Annotated in this window: 25 protein-coding genes; 1 reads left to right on the forward strand and 24 read right to left on the reverse strand. The window is 41.8% G+C overall.

Going from position 1 to position 24,827, the window contains the following annotated elements:
• Nucleotides 1-90 precede the first annotated feature (90 nt).
• The 22 genes from topA to gyrA form a co-directional block, all read right to left on the reverse strand.
• Complete coding sequence (topA, locus tag D8803_RS03060) at nt 91-2,178, reverse strand: type I DNA topoisomerase (RefSeq protein ID WP_131200205.1); 2,088 nt, start codon at nt 2,176-2,178, stop codon at nt 91-93.
• A gap of 116 nt (nt 2,179-2,294) precedes the next feature.
• Complete coding sequence (gene dprA / locus D8803_RS03065) at nt 2,295-3,143, reverse strand: DNA-processing protein DprA (protein WP_131200206.1); 849 nt, start codon at nt 3,141-3,143, stop codon at nt 2,295-2,297.
• Between the two features lie 169 nt (nt 3,144-3,312).
• The gene (gene lepA / locus D8803_RS03070) at nt 3,313-5,136 is read right to left on the reverse strand and encodes a translation elongation factor 4 (protein WP_131200207.1); all 1,824 of its coding nucleotides are present in this window, start codon (nt 5,134-5,136) and stop codon (nt 3,313-3,315) included.
• A 78-nt stretch (nt 5,137-5,214) separates the two neighbouring features.
• A complete protein-coding gene (locus tag D8803_RS03075; RefSeq protein ID WP_131200208.1) occupies nt 5,215-5,943 on the reverse strand; it encodes a metallophosphoesterase family protein in 729 nt (242 codons plus the stop codon).
• A complete protein-coding gene (gene recN / locus D8803_RS03080; RefSeq protein WP_131200209.1) occupies nt 5,944-7,611 on the reverse strand; it encodes a DNA repair protein RecN in 1,668 nt (555 codons plus the stop codon).
• Nucleotides 7,612-7,617: 6 nt separating this feature from the next.
• Nucleotides 7,618-8,049 carry an arginine repressor gene (locus tag D8803_RS03085; protein ID WP_131200210.1) on the reverse strand — a complete coding sequence of 144 codons (432 nt, stop codon included), beginning with the start codon at nt 8,047-8,049 and terminating at the stop codon, nt 7,618-7,620.
• On the reverse strand, nt 8,042-8,857 hold the full coding sequence (locus D8803_RS03090) for a TlyA family RNA methyltransferase (protein WP_131200211.1): 816 nt from the start codon (nt 8,855-8,857) through the stop codon (nt 8,042-8,044). Before D8803_RS03090 ends, D8803_RS03085 begins: the two co-directional genes overlap by 8 nt.
• Nucleotides 8,850-9,725 carry a polyprenyl synthetase family protein gene (locus D8803_RS03095; protein ID WP_131200212.1) on the reverse strand — a complete coding sequence of 292 codons (876 nt, stop codon included), beginning with the start codon at nt 9,723-9,725 and terminating at the stop codon, nt 8,850-8,852. Before D8803_RS03095 ends, D8803_RS03090 begins: the two co-directional genes overlap by 8 nt.
• The gene (locus D8803_RS03100) at nt 9,722-9,934 is read right to left on the reverse strand and encodes an exodeoxyribonuclease VII small subunit (protein ID WP_000043226.1); all 213 of its coding nucleotides are present in this window, start codon (nt 9,932-9,934) and stop codon (nt 9,722-9,724) included. Before D8803_RS03100 ends, D8803_RS03095 begins: the two co-directional genes overlap by 4 nt.
• A complete protein-coding gene (xseA, locus tag D8803_RS03105; RefSeq protein WP_131200213.1) occupies nt 9,912-11,252 on the reverse strand; it encodes an exodeoxyribonuclease VII large subunit in 1,341 nt (446 codons plus the stop codon). Before xseA ends, D8803_RS03100 begins: the two co-directional genes overlap by 23 nt.
• 128 nt (nt 11,253-11,380) lie before the next feature.
• Nucleotides 11,381-12,019: a uridine kinase gene (gene udk, locus D8803_RS03110; protein WP_001181369.1), complete on the reverse strand. Its 639-nt coding sequence runs from the start codon at nt 12,017-12,019 to the stop codon at nt 11,381-11,383.
• A gap of 113 nt (nt 12,020-12,132) precedes the next feature.
• Nucleotides 12,133-13,011 (reverse strand): tRNA pseudouridine(55) synthase TruB, encoded by an 879-nt coding sequence (gene truB / locus D8803_RS03115; RefSeq protein ID WP_093585581.1) that lies wholly within the window; start codon nt 13,009-13,011, stop codon nt 12,133-12,135.
• A 10-nt stretch (nt 13,012-13,021) separates the two neighbouring features.
• Nucleotides 13,022-14,296 (reverse strand): DUF2130 domain-containing protein, encoded by a 1,275-nt coding sequence (locus D8803_RS03120; RefSeq protein WP_131200214.1) that lies wholly within the window; start codon nt 14,294-14,296, stop codon nt 13,022-13,024.
• A 94-nt stretch (nt 14,297-14,390) separates the two neighbouring features.
• Nucleotides 14,391-15,671, reverse strand: a complete 1,281-nt coding sequence (locus tag D8803_RS03125; RefSeq protein WP_131200215.1) for an O-acetylhomoserine aminocarboxypropyltransferase/cysteine synthase family protein — start codon at nt 15,669-15,671, stop codon at nt 14,391-14,393.
• 150 nt (nt 15,672-15,821) lie between these two features.
• A complete protein-coding gene (locus D8803_RS03130) occupies nt 15,822-16,619 on the reverse strand; it encodes a formate/nitrite transporter family protein (protein ID WP_131200216.1) in 798 nt (265 codons plus the stop codon).
• Between the two features lie 124 nt (nt 16,620-16,743).
• The gene (locus D8803_RS03140) at nt 16,744-17,091 is read right to left on the reverse strand and encodes a hypothetical protein (protein ID WP_131200218.1); all 348 of its coding nucleotides are present in this window, start codon (nt 17,089-17,091) and stop codon (nt 16,744-16,746) included.
• A 122-nt stretch (nt 17,092-17,213) separates the two neighbouring features.
• Nucleotides 17,214-17,555, reverse strand: coding sequence for a hypothetical protein (locus tag D8803_RS03145; protein WP_131200219.1), 342 nt, complete (start codon nt 17,553-17,555; stop codon nt 17,214-17,216).
• Between the two features lie 37 nt (nt 17,556-17,592).
• On the reverse strand, nt 17,593-17,796 hold the full coding sequence (locus tag D8803_RS03150; RefSeq protein WP_131200220.1) for a hypothetical protein: 204 nt from the start codon (nt 17,794-17,796) through the stop codon (nt 17,593-17,595).
• Nucleotides 17,797-17,927: 131 nt separating this feature from the next.
• Complete coding sequence (locus D8803_RS03155) at nt 17,928-18,557, reverse strand: hypothetical protein (RefSeq protein WP_131200221.1); 630 nt, start codon at nt 18,555-18,557, stop codon at nt 17,928-17,930.
• A gap of 26 nt (nt 18,558-18,583) precedes the next feature.
• The gene (locus D8803_RS03160) at nt 18,584-19,000 is read right to left on the reverse strand and encodes a hypothetical protein (protein WP_131200222.1); all 417 of its coding nucleotides are present in this window, start codon (nt 18,998-19,000) and stop codon (nt 18,584-18,586) included.
• A gap of 73 nt (nt 19,001-19,073) precedes the next feature.
• Nucleotides 19,074-19,820 (reverse strand): class A sortase, encoded by a 747-nt coding sequence (locus D8803_RS03165; protein ID WP_131200223.1) that lies wholly within the window; start codon nt 19,818-19,820, stop codon nt 19,074-19,076.
• Nucleotides 19,820-22,288 carry a DNA gyrase subunit A gene (gene gyrA, locus D8803_RS03170; protein ID WP_131200224.1) on the reverse strand — a complete coding sequence of 823 codons (2,469 nt, stop codon included), beginning with the start codon at nt 22,286-22,288 and terminating at the stop codon, nt 19,820-19,822. The genes D8803_RS03165 and gyrA overlap by 1 nt, the downstream gene beginning before the upstream one ends.
• A gap of 193 nt (nt 22,289-22,481) precedes the next feature.
• Here gyrA and D8803_RS03175 point away from each other — a divergent pair, with 193 nt between their 5' ends.
• Complete coding sequence (locus D8803_RS03175) at nt 22,482-23,468, forward strand: L-lactate dehydrogenase (protein WP_131200225.1); 987 nt, start codon at nt 22,482-22,484, stop codon at nt 23,466-23,468.
• Nucleotides 23,469-23,597: 129 nt separating this feature from the next.
• Here the strand turns inward: D8803_RS03175 and D8803_RS03180 are convergent, their stop codons facing one another.
• On the reverse strand, nt 23,598-23,873 hold the full coding sequence (locus tag D8803_RS03180; protein WP_001284636.1) for an HU family DNA-binding protein: 276 nt from the start codon (nt 23,871-23,873) through the stop codon (nt 23,598-23,600).
• A gap of 107 nt (nt 23,874-23,980) precedes the next feature.
• On the reverse strand, nt 23,981-24,817 hold the full coding sequence (locus tag D8803_RS03185) for a DegV family protein (RefSeq protein ID WP_131200226.1): 837 nt from the start codon (nt 24,815-24,817) through the stop codon (nt 23,981-23,983).
• Between the last annotated feature and the right edge of the window lie 10 nt (nt 24,818-24,827).

Consider the following 24,827-nt stretch of genomic DNA (forward strand, 5'->3'; position numbering starts at 1 on the left):
ATTACTCTTCCTCTAGTTTCGCACACAAAGGGGAAATTTGTCAAGCTTCAAGTAAAAAGAGCCTGAAATTCATTTTCAGGACTCTTCATTTTATTTAATCTTTTCCTCTTCGTAGTCGCCATTACTACATACAACCTGCTTGCCACCACCACGGACTTTTTTCTCCACAAGGAAGTGTCCGCATTTTGGACAGTCACGGCCAATCGGTTTGTCCCAGGCAGTAAACTCACATTCTGGATAGCGATTGCAACCATAGAAGATACGATTGCGCTTGGTTTTGCGTTCGATGATTTGTCCTTGATGACAGCTTGGACACTCGACACCAATCTCTTTGACAATTGCTTGTGTGTGACGGCAGTCTGGGAAATTGCTACAAGCATAGAATTTACCAAAACGACCGAGCTTAACCACCATCGGACTACCACAAACCTCACAGTCAAATCCAGCTGGCTCATCCTTGATCTGGATTTTTTCCATTTCGGATTCAGCCTTGGCTACTTCTTTAGAGAATGGTTTGTAAAAGGCGTCAATAACACGTTGCCACTGCTCTTTTCCAACCTCGACATCATCCAGTTTTCCTTCCATCTCAGCTGTGAAGGTCACGTTTACGATATCTGGGAAGTATTCAACGATGAGTTTGTTAACAATTTCTCCCAGTTCTGTCGGTTCAAAACGTTTGGCTGCCAGACGAACGTAGTAGCGTTTTTGGATGGTTTCAATGGTCGGAGCATAGGTTGACGGACGTCCAACTCCATTTTCTTCCAAGGTCTTGATAAGAGTCGCTTCTGAATAGCGAGCAGGTGGTTGGGTGAAATGTTGTTCTGGCTTGCTATTGACTTGCTTGACCACATCTCCAACAGCCATGTCTGGTAACATCTTGTTCTTGTCAGAATCATTATAAATAGCAAGATAACCATCAAACTTAACCTGACTACCATTGGCAGCAAATTGGACCCCATTTTGAGACAATTTAACAGCCATGGTATCAAAGATAGCTCCCGTCATCTGGCTGGCCACAAAACGGTTCCAGATAAGGGTATAGAGCTTGAGCTGGTCTTTATCCAAGTACTTAGCGATGCTTTCTGGTGTATTAAAGACACTAGATGGACGAATAGCTTCGTGGGCATCTTGAGCGCCTGAGGCGTTCTTGACCTTGCTACCATGCTTGGAATACTTGCTACCAAAACGGTCGTTAATGTAGCTTGCAGCTTCATTCTGAGCTACTGGACTGATACGAGTCGAGTCTGTACGCATATAGGTAATCAAACCTTGCACACCCGATCCGATATTGATCCCTTCATAGAGCTGTTGAGCCACCATCATGGTCTTTCGAGTACGGAAATTGATTTTGTTAGCCGCATCCATCTGCATGGTTGAAGTCGTATAAGGTAGGGGCGCATTGCGTTTGCGCTCTTTCTTATCTACCTGATCTACTGTAAAATCTTTGCTCGTTAGGTGGGACAAGACTTCTTTGACTTCTTCGTTGGTGGTCAATTTCATCTTTTTGCCATTCATACCATAGAAAGAAGCCTGAAATTGCTTGGTACCCTTCTTAAAGACACCATCAATTGTCCAGTATTCTTCAGGTTGAAAGGCATTGATTTCATTTTCACGGTCAATGATGAGCTTAAGGGCAACCGACTGCACGCGCCCTGCTGATAAGCCCTTCTTAACCTTTTTCCACAAAATTGGCGAAATCGAATAGCCTACCAAACGGTCCAAGACACGACGAGCTTGTTGGGCGTCGACCAAGTCCATATCAATCTTGCGAGGTTCTTTAAAGGCATTTTTTACTGCGTCCTTGGTGATTTCATTAAAGACCACACGGTTGGCATCATTCTCATCCAGATCAAGGATATGAGCCAAATGCCAGGAAATTGCTTCTCCTTCACGGTCCGGGTCACTCGCCAGAAAGACTTTATTAGCTTTCTTAGCTTCTTTTTTCAGGTCATTGATGAGAGGACCTTTTCCTCGGATATTGATATACTGCGGTTCATAGTTATTTTCAATGTCGACTGACATACTGGATTTTTTCAAATCACGGATATGTCCGACACTGGCTAAAACCTTGTAATTTCTGCCTAGATATTTTTCAATCGTTTTCGCCTTGGCAGGCGACTCCACGATGACTAGATTTTTCTTAACTGTTGATTTTTTCTTCTTTGTTGCCGTAGCCACACTATCACACCTTTTCAAAGTAATAAACTTTATAAAGTGTAAACCATTTTTAAAGACCTGTCAAGACTTAGCTCCTATGTATGGAAGAAAAGTTTATCCGAGTGAACAATTTCTCCTTAAAATTCAAACTCAGCTAGCACATCTTGACCGCTGGTGACCAGTTTTGCTCCCTCTTGGATCAAGTGGTGACAGCCATCTGAATGGCCATCAAGAATGTTCCCTGGAATGGCAAAAACATCGCGTCCTTCTTCCATTGCACGCTCACAGGTGATGAGACTGCCCGAACGCATCCTTGCCTCTGCTACAATAACCCCACGACACAGTCCTGCAATGATACGATTTCGAGCTGGAAAGTGAAATTTCAGAGGTTGCTCGCCAGGTCCATATTCGCTGAGAACCAGATGGTCATTGCCAATGTACTCCTGCAAGCGTTTATTGGCACGTGGATAGAAAACATCCAATCCTGTTCCAATCACAGCAATCGTTTTTCCACCATTTTGGAGTGCAGCCATATGGGCAGCTGTATCAACTCCTTTGGCCAAACCACTGACCACGATTAACTCGTTTTCCAAACCTTGAATAACTCTCTGAACTGACTTTGCTCCCTGACTTGAACATGAACGGCTCCCTACAACAGCAACCTTCGGAAACTTCAACAAGTCTAGATTTCCCTTATAAAACAAGAGTGCTGGAGCATCGTAAATCTCACTCAAATCCCAAGGATAACAGTCGTCTAAAATGGAGAAAGATGGAAATTTTTGAAACTCCTTCTCCAACTGCGCATCATCTATCTGGAAATAGCGTTCCATAAAGACAGCGGGATTTCTGCAACCAGATATTTCCGCAATGTCACCTAGCAAGAGCTCCTGATCTACAGTCTCGTCATATTCAAGAACAGTTAGAATCTGTTGATTGGTCAGCCCAGCTTTTCTTAATTTGTAAATCTCATAGTTTGTAATCTTCATAAGCAACTCCATTTCTTCTTTTCTACTCATCTATCTATTCGAAAATAAAATAAAAAAGCAGACATGATAAACTGATTTTTGTATTTATCCAACTTTCGTATGTGATAACTTGGTTCATCAAAAACACAAAAAACTCTTGAGAAATCTTCAAGAGTTTTGTTTCAACTTTCTATTCTTCATCCATACTCAAAACGCTGAGGAAGGCTTCTTGTGGGACTTCTACTGATCCGATAGCTTTCATGCGTTTCTTACCAGCTTTTTGTTTTTCAAGGAGTTTGCGTTTACGAGAAACGTCACCTCCGTAACACTTGGCAAGTACGTTCTTACGAAGGGCTTTGATATCAGTACGAGCCACGATTTTGTGTCCAATAGCTGCTTGGATTGGTACTTCAAATTGTTGACGAGGGATGATTTTTTTAAGCTTATCAACGATGAGTTTTCCACGTTCGTAGGCAAAGTCCTTGTGAACGATAAAGCTGAGTGCATCGACCTTATCACCATTGAGAAGGATATCCATTTTGACTAGCTTAGATGGACGGTACTCTGACAATTCGTAGTCAAAGCTTGCATAACCACGTGTCGAAGACTTGAGTTTATCAAAAAAGTCAAAGACGATTTCAGCAAGCGGAATTTGATAAATAACATTCACACGATTGTCATCAATATAGTCCATGGTCACAAAGTCCCCACGCTTGCGCTGAGCCAGTTCCATCACTGCTCCGACAAACTCCTGCGGTACCATGATTTGCGCCTTGACATACGGTTCTTCAATGGTCGCGATCTTAGTTGGGTCTGGAAATTCAGAGGGGTTAGATACATCCATAGACTCACCATCAGTTTGGTTAACCTTATAAATAACAGACGGAGCTGTCATGATGAGGTCAATGTTGAACTCACGCTCTAAACGCTCTTGGATAACATCCATATGGAGAAGTCCAAGGAATCCACAACGGAAACCAAATCCAAGCGCCTGAGATGTTTCTGGTTCAAACTGCAAGCTAGCATCATTCAGTTGCAATTTTTCTAGGGCTTCACGAAGGTCATTGTACTTGTTTGACTCGATTGGGTAAAGTCCTGCAAAGACCATAGGGTTCATTTGCTTGTAGCCGTCTAGCGGTTCTGCTGCAGGATTGCTTGCTAGGGTCACTGTATCACCGACACGCGTATCTTGAACCGTCTTGATGGAAGCCGCAATATAACCAACATCACCAGTCGCAAGGAAATCACGACCAACTGCTTTTGGCGTGAAAATACCAACTTCCGTCACATCAAAGGTCTTTCCATTGCTCATGAGCTGAATCTTATCGCCAGGTTTGACAACTCCATCCATGACACGCACTTGAAGGATAACCCCACGGTAAGCATCATAGACCGAGTCGAAAATCAAGGCCTTGAGTGGTGCCGTTACATCACCAGTAGGAGCTGGCACTTTTTCAACGATCTGCTCAAGAATCTCTTCAATACCAATACCAGCTTTGGCTGAAGCCAAGACCGCTTCGCTGGCATCTAGTCCGATGACATCCTCAATCTCCGTACGCACACGCTCTGGATCGGCTGCTGGTAGGTCAATCTTGTTAATGACGGGCAAGATTTCCAAATCATTGTCCAAGGCTAGATAAACGTTGGCAAGAGTTTGCGCCTCAATCCCTTGGGCTGCATCGACCACCAAAATCGCACCTTCACAGGCAGCGAGCGAACGCGAAACTTCATAGGTAAAGTCCACGTGCCCTGGCGTGTCAATCAAGTGGAAAATATAGGTCTCCCCATCTTTAGCAGTGTAATTGAGCTCGATGGCATTGAGTTTAATGGTAATCCCACGTTCACGCTCAAGATCCATACTATCCAAAAGCTGGGCTTGCATTTCACGACTTGAAACCGTCTCCGTCTTTTCCAAAATGCGGTCTGCCAGCGTTGACTTTCCGTGGTCAATATGTGCGATAATAGAGAAGTTACGGATCTTCTCCTGTCGTTGTTTCAATTCTTCTAAGTTCATGATGCTCTTCCTTTCAGGGTATCTATTAATTATAAATTGTTTTTAACATTTTGACAAGACCATACCCTGCTAGGAGTACTAATCTTCGGCAACAAAACCATCATTTTCGATAAAGTGGTGTTCTGTCATTCCTTGGTCAGTAAAGACAATCCCATGAAGGACACCACCATAGACAGCTCCTCCATCCATGCCAATCTTGCCATCTTCTGTTATCCAAAGCTCAGCAGTACCTCGGTCTTGCTTCAGCAAACCATAGACTGGTGTATGCCCAAAGACAATGGTTTTCCCAGTATGGTTTTCAGCTTCGTGGAATGGTTTTCTGAGCCAGACTTTCTTGTAATCAGTCGTTTCATGCCAGTCTTCCAAGGTCAAGTCAATACCCGCATGAACAAAGATATACTTGTCTGTCTCTACCACAAATGGCATTTGACGAATAAATTCGACCAAGTCTGCTGCTTCTGTCGCAACCCGTTTGGCATCTTCTACGCCATCAACTGGTGCATCCAAGGGACGACCTAAAATAGAGTTAATGGTTGTATCACCACCATTGCGACGATAATGGTCATAGCTTTCTTCTGGGTCATCAAGCCAAGTCAAAAACATATACTCGTGGTTTCCTGATAGACAGATCGCTCCATGATTGTCAACCAAGTCTTTTACCATTTCTAGAACACGGCGACTGTCTTCACCTCGGTCAATCAAATCCCCTAGAAAGAGCAACTGAGTTTGACCATCCCAGGTTTTGAGCAGATCTTCTAGCATACCTGCTTTCCCGTGAACATCTCCAATTACATAATAGTCTGTCATTTATTTCTCCCTCGTTTGCAATAATTCTCTGGCTTGGGTAAGGGCAGCTTCTGTTACATTCTCCCCAGCCAACATTTTAGCTACTTCCTCTACTCGCTCTTCTAAAGTCAAGAGACGAACCGTCGACACCGTAGAATGTTGGTCACTAATCTTTTCAATGAAGAATTGATAATCTGCGATGGCAATTACTTGTGGTAAGTGAGAAATAGCTAAAACCTGACCATGCTGACCAATCTTATGAATCTTTTGAGCAATGGCTTGGGCCACACGACCTGAAACTCCCGTATCCACCTCATCAAAGACAATACTGGTCTTGCCTTCCTTACGAGAAAAGGCAGATTTGATAGCAAGCATGAGACGAGACAATTCCCCACCAGATGCAACTTTGACCAAGGGTTTAAAGTCTTCACCAGGATTGGTGGAAATGTAAAACTCGACCATTTCATTCCCCTCCCGACTGAATTTGCCCTTGCTGAAGCGAACCTGGAACTGTGCCTTCTCCATATAGAGGTCCTGAAGTTCTTGTTTAATCTCTGCCTCAAGCTGCTGGGCTAAGTTATGACGAGCAGATGCAAGCTGACCTGCCAAATCAACAAGATTAACTTCCAATTTCTTGAGCTCTGCTTCCATGTCTTCGGAAGAAAGGTTATTACCCGTCAAGAGATTGTACTCATCCGTAATCTTGGCGAAGTAAAGCAAAACATCGTCCACAGTCCCACCGTACTTGCGGGTAATAGTATTCAGAAGGTCTAAGCGATTCTCAACCTGCATGAGGCGATTGCCATCAAAATCCAAATCCTCAATAATATCTTCTAAACGCTTTGTAATATCTTCTAAAACATAGTATGTTTCTGATAGAGAACTTGAAATTTCACGGTATTCAGGGTCGTATTCTTCGACACTTTCCATGTCATTCATTGCTGAACGGACATTAGCAAGACTGGAGAATTCCTCATTGTCCAACATACTATAGGCATTGGTTAGGGTATCTGCAATATTTTTATGGTTGAGAAGTTTATCACGTTCTTGGTTGAGAGCTAAGTCTTCACCAGCCTGCAAGTTTGCAGCCTCAATCTCTGCCATTTGAAATTCCAACATCTCAATGCGAGACTTGTGTTCCTGCTGGTTTTTCTTGACTTCAAGAACCTGCTTGCGCATTTTGCGATAGGTGTCAAAGTTTGTCTGATAGGCTTGTTTAAGCTCCAAAAATGCTGCATCACCAAATTCATCCAGCATCTGGATATGAAGTTGCGGACGCATTAACTCTTCTTGGTCATGTTGACCATGAATATCGACAAGATGCTGGCCAATTGCACGCAAGACAGAAAGATTGACCATCTGGCCATTCACGCGACTAACACTGCGCCCATTTTGAAGAATTTCCCGACGGATGATAATCTCATCCCCCAATTCCAAGCCTTGTTCCTCAAAGAGTTCTTGTAAAGAACGACTATTCTCAACAGAGAAAAGACCTTCAATCTCAGCCTTGGGAGCACCATGACGAATGACATCCGTAGCCGCTCTAGCTCCTAGCATCATGTTCATGGCATCGATGATAATTGATTTACCAGCACCTGTTTCACCAGTTAAGACTGTCATGCCTTTTTCAAAATTGAGCGAAATCGCCTCTATAATGGCAAAATTTTTAATCGAAATTTCAAGTAACATATAAACCTACCAATTTTTTACTTGTTCAAACATTTCCTTGGCATCTTCTTCATTTCTCAAGATAATTAAAATCGAGTTGTCATCTGCCAGACAGTTGAAAATCTTATCAGAAAAGGCGTCGACTAGCTGTCCTTTGACAAATGCAGTATTACCAGGAATGACATCAAGATTGATCATATTGCCCATGCGCTCAGAACCTACTATATTATTCTCAGCCAACTGCAAACTCTTCACTATTGATTTTGGCAATTCATAGATATAAGTGTTGTTCTTCAAGGGAATTTTTACGATGCCCAGTTCCTTAATATCTCGTGACACCGTCGCTTGAGTGGCAGAGATACCTGCTTTCTTTAAGTGCTCAACGATTTCTTCCTGTGTTCCGATTTGGTAATCTGTTACAAATCTTCTAATTTTTTCAAGTCTTTCTTTTTTATTCATCTTTAAATTCTCTATGTGCTCTCTCTACAACTTTTTCTATTTCAGGGGCAACTTGGTTACTTGCTCCCTCTTCCTTTTTCAAATATGCCAGAAATTCAATGTTTCCATGTCCACCTTGGATTGGTGAATAGTCTAATCCAAGCACTGAAAAACCTTGATCAACTGCCATGGCAGTGACAGATTCAAGGACATGTTGATGAACCTTGGCATCGCGAATGATTCCATTCTTCCCGATTTGCTCACGACCTGCTTCAAACTGGGGCTTGACAAGTGCTACCACCTGCCCTTGATCTGCCAAGACACGGTGCAAGGCAGGCAAAATCAGACTCAGGGAAATGAAACTCACATCAATACTGGCAAAGCTCGGTTCCTGCTCAAAATCAGTCTTTTCAGCATAACGAAAATTAAACTGCTCCATGCTGACAACCCGTGGATCTTGACGCAATTTCCAAGCTAACTGATTGGTACCAACATCCACCGCATAGACAAGCTCGGCACCATTCTGCAGCATGACATCGGTAAAACCACCAGTAGAGGCCCCAATATCAATCGTTGTTTCCCCATCCACTGACAAATCAAAGACTTGCAAGGCCTTTTCCAGTTTCAAACCACCACGGCTGACATACTTGAGTTTTTCACCCTTGAGTTTTAGCTCGGTGTCATCTGGGATTTTTTCTCCTGGTTTGTCAAAGCGTTCTCCATTAAGGACTGCTACGACAAGTCCAGCCATGACACCGCGTTTGGCCTGTTCACGTGTTTCAAACAACCCCTGTTTATAAGCTAGTACATCCACTCTTTCCTTAGCCATTGATTCTCAAACTTTCTACTACACTTACAATCGGCTCTGTTTCAAAGCTGACTTGCTGGGCGATTTCTTCCAATTTTTCATTAGCTTGATCCAGAGTTTGGTTACAAAAGGCCTTGGCCTCTTCCAAGCCCAACAAGGCTGGATAGGTTGACTTTTCTGCCTGCAAGTCCTTTTGTGGTGTCTTGCCGATTTCCTCAAAACTAGCTGTTACATCCAGCACATCATCTCGAACTTGAAAGGCCAGTCCAATCAATTCACCCACAGTTTCCAGTTTTGCTTGGATTTCAGGTGCTAATTCAGCTATGATAGCAGCTGCTTGAAAGGGATAAGATAGCAATTTTCCAGTCTTATTAGCATGAATGGTCTGAAGTTTTTCCAAGGACAAGTGCTGGTGTTCGCCTTCCATATCTAAAACCTGCCCTGCAACCATTCCCAGACTTCCTGAAGCAAGGGATAAGTTGGCAATCAAATCCACCTTGATCTGACTTGGTAAATCTGCCTTCGCTATTAAGGCGTAAGGATCTAGGAACAAGGCGTCTCCTGCTAAAATCGCCATTGCTTCACCAAATTTCTTGTGATTTGTCAAGCGCCCTCGACGATAATCGTCATCATCCATAGCAGGAAGGTCATCGTGAATCAAGCTCCCTGTATGAATCATTTCCAAGGCCGCAGCTACCTGGGCATGAGCGGGTTTGATGGCAACTTTTAAGGCTTCCAAAACTTCTAGCAAGAGAAAAGGTCGAATACGCTTGCCACCAGCATGAATGGAATAGAGAACAGACTCTCGTAAACTAGAGGCAAACTGCTGGTCTCCATAAAAGTCTTCCAAGGCCGACTCAACAAGAGCTAATTTTTCTTGCTTCTTCATTCAAAATCACTTTCTGTTCCGTCTTCTTGCATAACCTTGACCAAGGTCTTTTCAGCCTTGTCTAGCGTCGCTTGGAGCTCTTTTGACAAGACCATGCCCTTTTGAAAGGCCGCAATCGCATCTTCCAAAGCAATTTCACCATTTTCTAAACTTTGAACAATGGTCTCCAGTTCTGCTAGATTTTCCTCAAATTTCTTTTGTTTTGACATCTTTAACCTCTAATTCTACTTGACCATCTCGCATCAAAAGCGTTACTTGGTCTTTTTCCTTCAACATCTCAACCGAATCTACAACGGACTCTTCTTTTTTGACAATAGCATAACCACGCGCCACGATTCGACTGGTATCCAACATCAACAAGGCTTCTGAAAGTCTCTTGACTTCAGCAACCTTGGCATCATAAACCAACGCCATTTGGCTACGTAGAAGCTTGTCCAACTGACCTAGACGATCTTGATAACGCTGGATTTTGGTAACAGGCGATAATTGGACTAGTTGATGCGTCCTTGCTTGGAATAATTGGTTGTTATCAGAAATTCGTGTTCGCAAACTTTGTTTTAAGCGCAGTTGCAATTGATCCAAGCGTTGCAAATAGCCGTCATACAAGCGCTCTGGTTGTCTAAAGATAACAGACTGACTGCATTTTTTCAGAGCTTCTTTTTTCCTTGACAGGACATTCTGAACTGCTGTTGCCATCCGTTTTTCCTGATTTTGCAAATGAGCTAATAGATCCAACTTGGTTACAGGTGTTGCCAGTTCAGCTGCAGCTGTTGGTGTTGCAGCCCGTCTATCTGCCACAAAATCCGCCAAGGTCACATCTGTCTCATGCCCAACACTAGAGATGATGGGCAAACGAGATTCAAAAATAGCTCGTACCACGATCTCTTCGTTAAAAGCCCAGAGATCCTCGATGGAACCCCCACCACGACCAATGATAATAACATCTAGGTCCTCACGTTGATTGGCACGCGCAATATTTCGAGCAATTTCCTCCGCAGCCCCTTCACCTTGAACCTTGGTCGGATAGAGAAGAATATCGACACCAGGAAAACGTCTGCTGACGGTCGTGATAATATCTCGAATAACAGCTCCACTACGACTGGTCACCACACCAATTCGCTTAGCAAACTGGGGAAGAGGTTGCTTGAAGCGTTCTTGAAACAGACCTTCTTCCGTCAATTTTTTCTTGAGTTGTTCAAACTGAATCGCAAGCGCCCCAACCCCATCAGGTTCAGCTTTTTCAATGATGATGGAGTAGCTCCCACTGGGTTCATAAACCTGAACTCGCCCAATCACATTGATCTTCATTCCTTCTTCGAGGTCGAAGCCTAATTTCTGATAAATCCCTGACCAGATGGTCGCTTGAATGACTGCTCGGTCATCTTTTAGGGAGAAATATTGGTGAGTAGGACGTTTACGAAAGTTGGAAACTTGACCAGTTAAATAGACCCGTTCCAAGTAAGGGTCTTTATCGAATTTCATTTTCAGATACTTGGTCAAAGTTGTTACCGATAAATATTTTTCCATCTCCACCTACTATTCATTTTCTTGCTTTTCCATGGGTATTATTATACCAAAAACATGCTTAAAAATCACCTTTTTCCTACTGAAACTAAAGGAAAAATAGAAAAAGGAGGTCATGCCTCCTCATCTCATTATTTGCTGTTACGAGCTTCTTCCAAAATCTTTGCAATCTTAGTGGTCAAAAGGTCGATAGCAACTGTATTGCTGACTCCCTCAGGAATGACGATATCCGCATACCGCTTGGTCGGCTCAATGAACTGGTGGTACATGGGTTTGACCACACCCAAATACTGATCAATAACGCTATCTAGACTACGGCCACGCTCCTCCATATCACGCTTAATCCGACGAATAATGCGTACATCATCATCTGTATCCACAAAAATCTTGATATCCATCAAATCGCGCAGACGCTTGTCCTCCAAGACCAGAATCCCCTCAACGATAAAGACATCCTGAGGCTCCTGACGATAGGTCTTGCTACTCCGTGTATGCGCTGTATAGTCATAAGTCGGGATATCCACTGGGCGCCCTGCCAACAATTCCTTAATCTGCTCGATCATCAAGTCTGTATCAAAGGCAAATGGATGGTCGTAGTTGGTTTTGACACGCTCTTCAAAGGTCAAGTGAGACTGATCCTTGTAGTATGAATCATGCTCAATCATGGAAATCTTTTCATCAGGAAAGTGCGATAAAATGGCTCTTGAAACACTTGTTTTTCCTCCACCAGAACCACCTGTCACTCCGATAATGATTGGTCTATTTTGCATGCTATCCTCCGTTCTTTTATCCGTCGTCTATTCTATCACATTTCTAGCAAAATTTATAGTCTGATTTTGGATAGATTATGGGTAACAATTCAAATCCCTACATCTCAGTTAGACTAGATAAAAACCTTCCTTGGTTTGTAAAGTTCATCCCGTTTTTCAAGAATGGCTAGCAATTTTTCTCCCTCAAAGGCAGCCAATTCCTTATCCAACTGTTCTAGCTCGATAAAACGACCAAAGCGTACTTCTGTAGCCTGTTCTTGAGTTAGGAAAACTTTAACAAGGTCCCCTGTTCCAATTTCTAGAGGATGGAGAAAGTCCAGTTGATCAGCCTCCACTTTTTCAGCAATTTCTTCCAAGGTCAAGGCATCTTCTAACTGCAAACCGGCTGCACTAGTACGTGTTAGGTGAGACATATGAGCCGCATAACCAAGCTTCTCTCCCAAGTCAACAGACAAGGTACGGATGTAAGTTCCCTTACTGCATTTCACACGAAAAGTGAATCGTGCAAGTTCGCCCTCATAAGAAATCGGACTTGTCCGCTCAAAGCTATAAATAGTTACCTCACGTTTTGGACGCTCTACTTCCTGACCAGCACGCGCATACTCATATAGCTTGCGGCCATTGACCTTGACAGCCGAATACATGGGAGGAATCTGGGTAATAGGCCCAGTAAAGCTCGCAATCGTTTCATCGATAAGCTTTTCATCCAAGGGCGACAAAACAGGGGTCTCTGCGACCACTTCCCCACTAGCATCCTCGGTTATCGTTGAATAGCCCAGAGTGATTTCTCCCTCATAAACCTTACCCTCATCCTGCATAAACTCGACCATGCGAGTCGCCTTGCCAACCGCAATCGGCAAAACACCCACCACATCCGGATCCAGCGTCCCACCATGACCAATTTTCTTGGTTCCTAAAATCTTACGCAGTTTAAAGACCGCATCGTGCGAGGTCATCCCCGCTTCTTTTTTTAAGTTAATAATACCGTTCATTTTTGCTTTCTTACTCCCCCTTCAGCGCTTCAAACTTCGCTTTCATAGTTGGATTTTTGCGGGTCAATTTTTTAACTGAAATGTCTTCCAGCTTATTGTTAGCTAAGCGGAGTTGGTTTTCAGATGTGGTCAGGAATTTCTTGACTTCTTCCATACGCTTAATTGCTTTATCAATTTCATCGATGGCTTTGCCAAAGTTGGTCGAAGCTGAGTTGTAGTTTTTGGCAAAAGCTACTTTGAAGGCATCCAAGTCTTCTTCAAAATGCGTAATGTCAATATTTTGTTCGCGAACCAAGGCCAACTCTTGCTTGTATTTGAGAGAATTAAGCGCCGCATTACGCAAGAGCCCAATCAACTGAATAAAGAACTGAGGACGGACAACATACATCTTTTCATACTCATGACTGACGTCAACAATCCCTGTGTTAAAGTAGTCGTTATCTGCCTCAAGCATGGTCACCAACACGGCATATTCACAGTTCTTTTCATAACGGTCCTTGTCTAATTCTTTGTAAAAATCGGAATTCTTATGCTTCTTCTCCGTCCCATCCGCTTCGTTTTTCATTTCAAACATGATGGAAATAATTTCCACTCCATTTTCATCACATTCACGGAAGATAAAATCCCCCTTAGACCCACGCGCAGAAACCTTGTTATCCTTCTCAAAGTAGGCATTTGGAAAGGCAAAACTACGAACCTTGTTAAACTCACTTTCTGCATACTGTTCCAGACTCTCCCCGATAGCTTTTGTAGATTGTTGGGCTTTGAAATTCTTGTAAAATTCAACTTGTTCACTAGCAGCCTTGAGCTGGGCTTCGTAATTCTGCTTAACAGAAGCCAAAGACAACTCATTTTCCTTTTCTTGCAAGAGGAGCTGATTTTTAACTTGATCTCGTTCTTTTTCTAGGTCAGAAAGGGTCTTTTGCAGTTGATTTTCATGCTCCAAACGCAAGGTAGCCAGTTGGTTTTCCAAGACCTGTACTTCCTTGTCTTTAGCCAATAAAGCCTCATGACTTGTCTGTTCAACCTCTTTTTTAGCTAGCTCTTTCTCTGTATCAAAGTTTTGGATTTGACTCTGTAATTGAGCAATTTCTTGGTCTTTTTGAGCAAGTTTAGACTGTTGCTCATTCATAGCCTTTTGCTCAGCTAGGGCAAGCTCCTGCTTCATGCGATCGTGTAATTCCTTATCAAACTCTGCCGTTCTCACTTGGGACAAGAGTTCGGCATACTGACTCTCATTTACTGTAAAGACTTCCCCACAGTTTGGGCATTTGATTTCGTTCATATCTTTCCTCTTTCTAGACTTCTGTAACCATTATAACATGCTTAAAGGAAAATCAAAAACAGTGAGTCGAAACCCACTGTTTATCTGTCTTACTTTATACTTTTTCCAAGGCTAAGCGCAAGTCTTCAATCAAATCATCTACATTTTCAAGACCAATAGACAAGCGGATTTGGTTTGGTGTGATACCTGCAGATTCTAGGTCCTTTTCAGATAACTGTCCATGAGTTGTTGTGGCTGGATGGACCACGAGGGACTTGGCATCTGCAACGTTTGCAAGGTCAGAGAAGATTTCCAGATTATCAATCACCTTGCGAGCTTCTGCCTCTCCGCCTTTAACATGGAAGGTAAAGATTGAACCCACACCTTTTGGCAAATATTTCTCAGCCAAGGCATGATATGGACTGTCAGCTAGTTTTGGATAATTTACCTTCTCTACCTTAGGATGATTTACAAGGAAATCAACAATTTTCTCTGCATTTTGCACGTGACGTTCCACACGAAGTGAAAGAGTTTCAAGTCCTTGGAGCAAGAGAAAGGCATTAAATGGCGACAAGGCTGCGCCTGTATCACGAAGCAATTGAACACGAACAGCGATAATAAAGGCTGCCGCACCCACATCACGAGTATAGCTCAAGTTATGGTAGCTTGGGTCTTCCTCAACAAATTGAGGGAACTTCCCTGAAGCCTCCCAGTCAAAACGACCACTATCGACAATCACTCCACCAATAGTCGTACCATGCCCACCGATAAACTTAGTTGCTGAGTGAATGGCAATATCTACACCGTGAGAGAAGACGTTAATCAAATATGGTGTGGCAAAGGTGTTGTCCGAAACGAGAGGAATCTGATGTTTATGCGCAATATCAGCCAATTTTTCCAAGTCAGGAATGTTAATCAAGGGATTCCCTAAGGTTTCAATCAAGACAAGTTTGGTATTGTCACCGATTGCTGCTTCCACTTCCTCCAAGTTATCCACATCTACAAATGTGGTTGTAATCCCATAACGAGGAAGGGTTTCCTTCAAGAGGTTGAAGGTCCCACCGTAAATAGTTGACGCAGCCACCACATGGTCACCTGCGTGAGCAAGCGCCAAAATCGTATAAGTCACTGCTGCCATACCTGATGCTGTCGCTAGGGCTCCAACACCACCTTCAAGAGCAGCTATTCTTTCTTCAAATGCCGCTGTTGTAGGGTTGGTAATACGAGTATAAATGTTCCCTGGTTTTCTCAAGGCAAACAGATCTGCACCTTCCTGCGTGTCATCAAAAACGAAGGATGTTGTTTGATAAATCGGTACTGCACGAGATTTAGTCGCTGGATCAACTACTTGCCCAGCATGTAATTGTAGGGTTTCAAATTTAAATTCACGAGTCATTTTACGACCTCCAAATAGCTTCATTACGGATATTGTATCATCTTGTACCAGTCTTTTCCAATACAGTTTTTCTATATTTTGATATAAGGAACAACTATGACTAGTCTTACATCTCAAACAAAAAAGCACGATTGATTCGTGCTCATTTCTTTAATCTACATAAGTATCTTCGTTTTTATTGAGGAAGGCGTATGGTAAGCCCATCAAGAGACCTCCTCCGATAAAGTTCCCGACAAAGGTTACACCCCAGTGACGAAGAATATTAGGAATGTCAAAGTTAGCAATAGAATCTGCAGCAACACTGAACTTAACAATCGCAAAAGAAGCAAAGTTCGCAGCAATGTGTTCGTTTGTTAAGAATACAAACATGTAAATCGCTGATAAGACAAGCCAAAGTTTGGCGCCACCGTCTTTCACCAAAACAAATGAAAGAATGGCAATATTTACAAAAATATTGGCTAAAATACCTTCAAGCAAGACTAGCTCATTGGAACGGCCTAACTTCATCTCTACAACTCCAGAGATAAAACTATCATGAGTCAGATTTGCATAGGCTGCTGAGTGGGCAAAGCTCCAACCTGCTATCAAAGCTCCGATAATGTTGAATAAGGTACAGTAAAGTAAAATCTCAGCCGTTTTTCTCCAAGAAATTTTCTTCAAAAAACTACCCGCAGTTAAGAACATCATGTTTGAAGTTACCAACTCAGCATTCAAGAAAACAATGTAGGCCAATCCCCAAGCAAAAACAAATGGGAAGAGGAAACGTCCGCTACCTGGCGCTATTTTATTAATCAAGTCAGCTCCAACTGCACCCGCAGCCGTACTAAATGTTAGAAAGGCACCTGCAAACATAGAACGAATCGCATATTTGAATTTACTTTGACTATAAAGACTTTCTTTCTTCTTACAAGCAAATTCAATCTTTGAAATAAATTCTGAAGAGACCATAAAAAACTCCTAAAACTTTTATTTGTGAATATTATAACATAAAGCACGCATTTTGAAAAGCCTTTCTTGTATACGTTTTCTACAAAGAAAATCAAGGCATTGGGGAATTCCATAAATCTCTCCTTTACCCATTAACAGAAAAACATTCCAATGTTTCAAATTGATCATCCAAAAATTCAAACTCAAATAGGTGCCAGTCATCGAAGGTTTGCTCACAATAACTAACTGTTCCTTGATTGTAGTCAATGATAGGTTTCCCCAGCTTGTTCTTCACATCTTCCTCGCTGACTGCTCCATACATTTCCTTAAGATCAGCTAGCATAAAGTTGATAATTCTATTGAGATTTTCCTGATAATTTTTTGATAACAGTTCAACTTTATCTATAAAGTCACAATCAGGCTCTTCGTCCCAAACAAAGGTCACTCCCTCATGCTCATAAGTGTATTGCTGTAAACTCTCATCAAAATTCATTGTTCACTCTCCAAATCATTATCATTTACTAAAAATTTATTAACATTAATCAAAATGTTCAAATGATTTCATAAAAATGTCTTCCACACACGCGTACGATAAAATAACAACACTTGCAATGATTAGAAGATATCATCATAATGTTCACTTGCTTGTTGCACAAACTCGAAAATATTCAAAGATATGGGTTTCATTTCCAGTGAACCTAATGCCCCCAAATCATTCATATAAATAGTGTCGTCAGAATCTTTCTTTATAAAAAAAGCGACATCCCCATCTTGCCCAATCAGGAAAAAATCAGGTTCCCACTCTTCTATTTGGTAGGTGGAGTTTCTTTCTAGCAAATCTAGTCTTGAGTATAAGGTGATGCCTGTATTCTCTATTATCAACTCTCCTGCTTTGTCGATTTTACTCAAGAATTCTGCGTATAGGTTTGGAAGTACCAAGTCAATCTGATTATTCATTGTCAACTCCTCATCTATTTTTCCTACTGCGAAAGTCCTATATCTCATCTTCACTTAGTTCTCTAAAATGTGAAATATGATATCCAAAATAAGATTTCCCCGATTTTCCTATGAAGATTCCGTGTTCAGTCATATTGGCAATTTCTCCCAAGAATATCATAGGAAGATCCTTGTCAAATGGAAAACTACTTGTTATGTCTTCTTTGAGCGTAACTAAAGACTTTTCTCTTAACTGATTCATTATCTATCCTCTCTTATACTAGACATCCTTCGGTTTATTACGATAAATCTTTCAACCTACTGACCAGTTTCCTTTCACATTGAAAAGATATCATTAAAGTTGAATGATTATCTTGCAAGCATCATACATTATCAAATTTTATAGTTTTCAATTTCTTCTCTACTCATGCCTACAAGTTCTGTCGTCCACAAGCCTACAATGTCCGACAAGACTGAATCGCAGGTATACTCTTCTTCACCGTCTATATACTTACAGGAAAAGACAGGCTCCCTTGTCGCCGCTTGATAAAATGCCATGGCTACTTCTTCTAGTTTTTGGGGATTGAAATCAAGTAATAGTTTTTGAGCCATATTTCCTCGTATCTGATCCCAATCTTCCTGCTTAGCCTGATAGCTTTCTCGTATTTTAGACACATAGCCCCTACAAAATGCTTTCAATAAGCCTGTGTTCTGATAAAGATACCGACAACTAAAATCCGAAATACAACCTGCGTGAAGTAGGAATGTTAGTAAGTCATCCAGACTTTCTGCTACTCTCCTCACTTGGCCCTCACTTCCGATAAAGCCTATGCTGTTATCTTCAAGAAAAACATATTCTCCCCCACTACCGTCTTGAGCAAAAGCCTTACAGGCAAGAGAGTACTCCTCATTGTTCCCGGAAAACTGGACTTCACTTATCTTGTCATAAAAATAAATATCACATTCAGTCATCAGTAAGGCCCTTAACTGTTCATTTTCTCTGACTTCTTGTAGCTTATCCATGATCATTCCTTTCTTAAACTAAACACTTATCCATCTATTACAATTCTAATATGGTAGTTTTTAGTTTCATTCTTTAGATTCTTCACAAGGAGACCATTCTGTTTTGATTTGCCACAGAAAAACGATAGGGGCTTTCTGTCTTTCTGTTCAATACACACATGATACCTTGCCCCATTCAATTTGATACTTTGAACACATTTGACATCAATCCTTCTGATGTCATTCAGAGGGATGATTCGCTTTGAAAACACATAGGCATTATGGATATAAAACCTTCCTTTGGCGATATGAAATGGGGAGAAAAAGTTTCCACCACTACGACGGACAATTATAAAACGATGCCAAAGGATTAGTAAAAGAATAGCTGCCAATAAATAAATGGTAAAACTAAAGACAGGATTTTTCCACAACGTTTTCATTCCAATCCAAAGATATTCGAACATGCATTATTCTCCTTTGACCGACGGTTCTATTTGACAAAAACCAGTGAAAAATACAATTCACTGGTTTTTGAGGTTAATAACGTTGTTTATACGGCTGATTAAAGGCGCTTAGGATATCATCAGATGTTTCAGAATAAGCTTTAACTTCTTTAAAATCACCTTTAACAATAATCCGCTCTGTCGCATTATAGTCCACACAGGTAACCAAAGTAATCTCCTTTACGCCATCACGATCTTCGATTTCATCTACTCGGTCCGGAGTAACGTGTTTAACTTCCGTAATCTCATAAGTATAAACCTTATCCTTATCGGTCAGGTAAATTTTCATACCCGCTTTAGCGTTAACTAAAGGTGAGAAGAGCATTTGACTGGCATTTTCAGCAGTAAAGATATGGTGACTCGCTAGAGAATAGTTGCTCTCCCCCATTTTTTGGTCTGGTTTCATGGTTCCTGCTCCGTAGAACAAGTTTACATTATCCAAACCTTTAAAAATAGGCAGATTAATCTCTACTTCAGGAATGGCAATCCCTCCGATAACTGGAAGTTGCTGAGCATCCCACTGGGCAGCTAACACCGCTTCCGATGAAATGGATTTGACAGAATCAAAATCGAAATTTCCTTCTATCTCTTTATTTTCCTCAATCTTTTCCTTAGTCACCTGACTGACTTGGTATTTATTGGTATTCCAAACCATAAAGATGTCACGAATTTGAGCATTAAAAATCAAGACCAAGGACAAGAGGATGAGAAAGACTGCTAGGATATTGGTCAGCAGGTTACTGCGTTTCTTTTTTTTCTTTTTACTATCTTTTTCAGACATTATACTTCACTCTCTGTTTCAATTTCAGTCCCAACTTCTTCTTTTTCTGCTGCGGCAACCGTTGTGAAGGTCACAATCTTAGCATCCTGGTCTAGACGCATCACCTTAACTCCCATAGTTGAGCGTCCTGTTTGTGAAATATTGGCAACATTTATACGGATCATGACACCTGTATCTGTGATAATCATCAGGTCTTCATCTCCTTTAACAGTGAGGAGACCTGCAAGAGGACCATTTTTCTCAGCAACATTGGCTGTTTTCATCCCTTTACCACCACGTCCTTTAGTTGGGTATTCAGTAGCAAGGGTACGTTTTCCATATCCTTTTTCAGTGATGATAAGAACTTCGTCTTGGTCGGTAATAACACTGGCTCCAACTACTGTGTCACCCTCACGAAGATTAACTCCTCGGACACCCGTGGCGATACGACTCATGCCACGAACAGCTGATTGATTGAAGCGAACAGAATAACCAAACTTGGTACCAATAATGATATCTGTGTCTTCTTCTGTCAATAGAACATTAATCAATTCGTCCTCATCCTTGAGATTCAAGGCTTTAAGTCCATTTTGACGAATATTGGCAAATTCTTTGACGCTGGTTCTCTTCACGATACCGTGACGAGTTGTGAAGAAGAGATAAGCATCATCACTACGTTCAGACTCAACGTTGATGATGGTCTGAATGCTTTCCCCTTCATCCAACTTCAAAAGATTGACAACTGGCAATCCTTTGGCTGTACGACCATATTCAGGGATTTCATAACCTTTTAGTCGGTATACTCGTCCTTTATTGGTAAAGAAGAGCAAATGATCATGTGTGCTGGTTGAAACCAATTCACGCACAAAGTCATCATCCTTAACTCCAGTACCTTGAACGCCACGTCCACCTCGTTTTTGAGCAGTAAATTCACCTTGGTCCAAACGTTTGATATAGCCCTTGTTAGATAGAGTAATCAAGACATCCGACTCTTCAATCAAATCTTCATCTTCAAGAGTTAAGACCTCTCCGACCATCAACTCCGTACGACGCTTGTCACCAAACTTGCGTTTGACCTCGTCCAATTCCTCTTTGATGATTTGAGCTACACGCTCAGATTTAGCAAGAATATCAGCCAAATCTGCAATCAAGGCAATCAATTCATCATATTCAGACTGAATCTTATCGCGTTCCAATCCTGTCAAACGACGGAGACGCATATCAAGGATAGCCTGACTTTGGCGTTCAGAAAGCTTGAACTTGCTCATCAACTCAGCTTGCGCTTCCGCATCTGTTTCACTGGCACGAATGATACGAATCACTTCGTCGATATGGTCTAGTGCAATTAAAAGACCTTCTAAAATGTGTGCACGCGCCTCTGCCTTTTCCTTGTCAAAACGGGTACGGCGAACAACCACTTCTTTTTGGTGCTCGATGTAAGCATCCAAAATTTGACGAAGGGACAAGATCTTCGGTACACCGTTCTGAATCGCCAGCATGTTGAAACCAAAGTTGGTTTGCATTTGGGTCATCTTGAAGAGGTTGTTAAGGATAACGTTGGCAGACGCGTCGCGTTTAACCTCTATCACAAAGCGAACCCCTTCACGGTTGGACTCATCACGTACGGCTGTAATGCCCTCAAGGCGTTTTTCCTGAACCAAGCGAACAATATGCTCATGGACCTTGGTTTTATTAACCATATAAGGGAATTCCGTTACAACGATACGCTCACGACCCGTCTTAGTGGTTTCAATCTCTGTACGAGAACGAAGAACAATCGATCCTTTACCAGTTTCGTAAGCCTTATGAATACCTGATTTCCCCATGACAAGAGCACCAGTTGGAAAATCTGGACCAGGCAAGACTTCCATCAAGTCCTTAGTCGTCACATCTGGATTGTCCATGACGAGCTTCACAGCATCAATGGTTTCACCCAGGTTGTGAGGAGGAATGTTGGTAGCCATCCCAACAGCGATACCAGTCGCCCCATTGACCAAAAGGTTTGGAAAACGAGCTGGCAAGACCAAGGGTTCACGTTCGTTGGCATCGTAGTTGTCTACGAAATCAACTGTGTTTTTATTGATATCACGAAGCATTTCCAGAGCAATCTTGCTCATACGTGCCTCAGTGTAACGCTGCGCGGCAGCACCGTCTCCATCCATAGAACCAAAGTTTCCATGCCCATCCACAAGCATGTAACGGTAGCTCCACCATTGAGCCATACGAACCATGGCTTCATAAATAGAGGAATCTCCGTGTGGGTGGTATTTACCCATAACATCCCCTGTAATACGGGCTGATTTTTTATGAGGTTTGTCTGGAGTAACACCTAATTCGTTCATTCCGTAAAGAATACGGCGGTGAACAGGCTTCAAGCCATCTCGAACATCAGGAAGAGCACGCGCTACGATAACACTCATGGCATAATCGATAAAGCTGGTCTTCATCTCCTTTGTCAGATTGACATTCACTAAATTTTTATCCTGCATTAATAAATGCCTCATTTCACTATTAGTAATTAGATATATTATACCATAAAATGTCCTTTATTTCAGGCTTCTGAAACTACTAAAACGTTTACATCAATAACCGAATAGAATATTCGTGACAAAGCTTTTTAAAAGTGATAGAATGAAAGTGTCTGGGGATTCCCCTAAAAAAAATGAAGGAGATGTTTAGATAATGACTTCAACTAAACAACACAAAAAAGTGATCCTTGTTGGTGACGGTGCCGTGGGTTCATCTTACGCTTTCGCACTTGTTAACCAAGGAATTGCACAAGAGCTTGGAATTATCGAAATTCCACAATTACACGAAAAAGCTGTTGGTGATGCGCTTGACCTTAGCCACGCCCTTGCCTTCACTTCACCTAAAAAAATCTACGCTGCTCAATACTCTGACTGTGCAGACGCTGACCTTGTTGTTATCACTGCAGGTGCTCCTCAAAAACCAGGTGAAACTCGCCTTGACCTTGTAGGTAAAAACTTGGCTATCAACAAATCAATCGTAACACAAGTTGTTGAATCAGGTTTTGATGGTATCTTCCTTGTTGCGGCTAACCCAGTTGACGTTTTGACTTACTCAACTTGGAAATTCTCTGGATTCCCTAAAGAACGCGTTATCGGTTCAGGTACTTCACTTGACTCAGCACGTTTCCGTCAAGCACTTGCTGAAAAATTGGATGTTGATGCTCGTTCAGTTCACGCCTACATCATGGGTGAACACGGAGATTCTGAATTTGCCGTTTGGTCACACGCCAACATCGCTGGTGTAAACCTTGAAGAATTCCTTAAAGACACTCAAAACGTTCAAGAAGCTGAATTGATTGAATTGTTCGAAGGTGTTCGTGATGCTGCTTACACAATCATCAACAAAAAAGGAGCTACATACTATGGTATCGCCGTAGCGCTTGCTCGTATCACAAAAGCAATCCTTGATGACGAAAATGCAGTACTTCCACTTTCAGTCTTCCAAGAAGGTCAATACGGAGTTGAAAACGTCTTTATCGGTCAACCAGCTGTTGTTGGTGCACACGGTATCGTTCGTCCAGTAAACATCCCATTGAACGACGCGGAAACTCAAAAAATGCAAGCATCTGCTAAAGAATTGCAAGCTATCATTGATGAAGCATGGAAAAATCCTGAATTCCAAGCAGTTTCTAAAAACTAATTAAAAGAAGGTTCTCATTTCATGGGAGCCTTTTTCTTTTTGCACAGAACGATAAAATCATATTTTCCAAAACAAAAAGCCTACTGACCAAGCTAGAAAGCTTGATACAATAGGCTTTTTGAAAATTCATTATTTAACAGCGTCTTTAAGAGCTTTACCAGCTTTGAATGCTGGAACTTTAGAAGCTGCGATTTTGATTTCTTTACCAGTTTGTGGGTTGCGACCTTTACGTGCAGCACGCTCACGAACTTCAAAGTTACCAAAACCGATCAATTGAACTTTTTCACCAGCTGCAAGGTATTCAGTTACTGCTGCAAATACAGCGTCAACTGCTGCTGCTGAATCTTTCTTAGTCAATTCTGTAGCTTCTGCTACTTTAGCGATCAAATCTTGTTTGTTTGCCATGTTAATAATTCCTCCAAATAATTTCTAATTAACAAATATAATCATATCCTAAAATTGCCCACAGGTCAAGTCAAAAACGCTATTTCTAACGATTTTTCTCTATTTTTTTAGGAATGATATCGAACTAAGATAGCCCATGCATTTTCGCCTGTATGTGTCTGAATGATAGAGCCTGTTTCCAGTACTGAGATCGGTTTTTCAACATAAGTTTGTAAAACATTCTTCATCTCATTGGCCCATTCATTGGTACCAGCGTAGGAAATTCCAATCTCTGCAACCGATTTATGAGAAAGGGTCTCGGCCAACTCGTCAAGCCATTTTTTAAATGTCTTAGCACCGCGCCCCTTTACAATAGGTTGCAGTTCGTGGTTTTTCATCTGCATTACTACACGAATGTTCAAAAGTGAACTTAGTAATCCTGTCACACGTCCGATACGTCCACCCTTAACTAGGTTTTCTAATGTTGAAACGCCGATATAGAGTTCCGTATGATTCTTGACGTCTTCTACATGAGCTAGGATAGTTTCCAAATCTTTTCCTTCTTGGGCAAGTTTTGCAGCTTCAACAACTTGAAACTTCATCGCCTGGTCTGTAAAAGAACTATCAATAACGGTCACATCAGCGCTAGAGAGGCTTGCTCCTTGGCGAGCAGCTTCAACAGTACCAGATAGTGCATGGGACATGTGAATAGCGAGAATCTGGCTACCATCTTTACCTAGCTCTTCAAAAACTTCAGCAAATACTCCCACTGGAGGCTGACTGGTTTTGGGTAGGTTTTTACTTTGCTGCATAAGATGAAGGAATTCTCCCTCTTTCAAATCTGCATCAGAATAAAGGATACCATCAATCATCACAGATAAAGGAACAACGGTGATATTTAATTCTTTAACCACTTCTGGTTCAATAGTAACAGAGGAATCCGTTACAATTTTTACTTGTGTCATATCTTCAATC

Origin of the sequence: Streptococcus oralis, from assembly GCF_003943385.1 — a bacterium.
GTDB classification, from domain to species: Bacteria; Bacillota; Bacilli; order Lactobacillales; family Streptococcaceae; genus Streptococcus; species Streptococcus oralis_CA.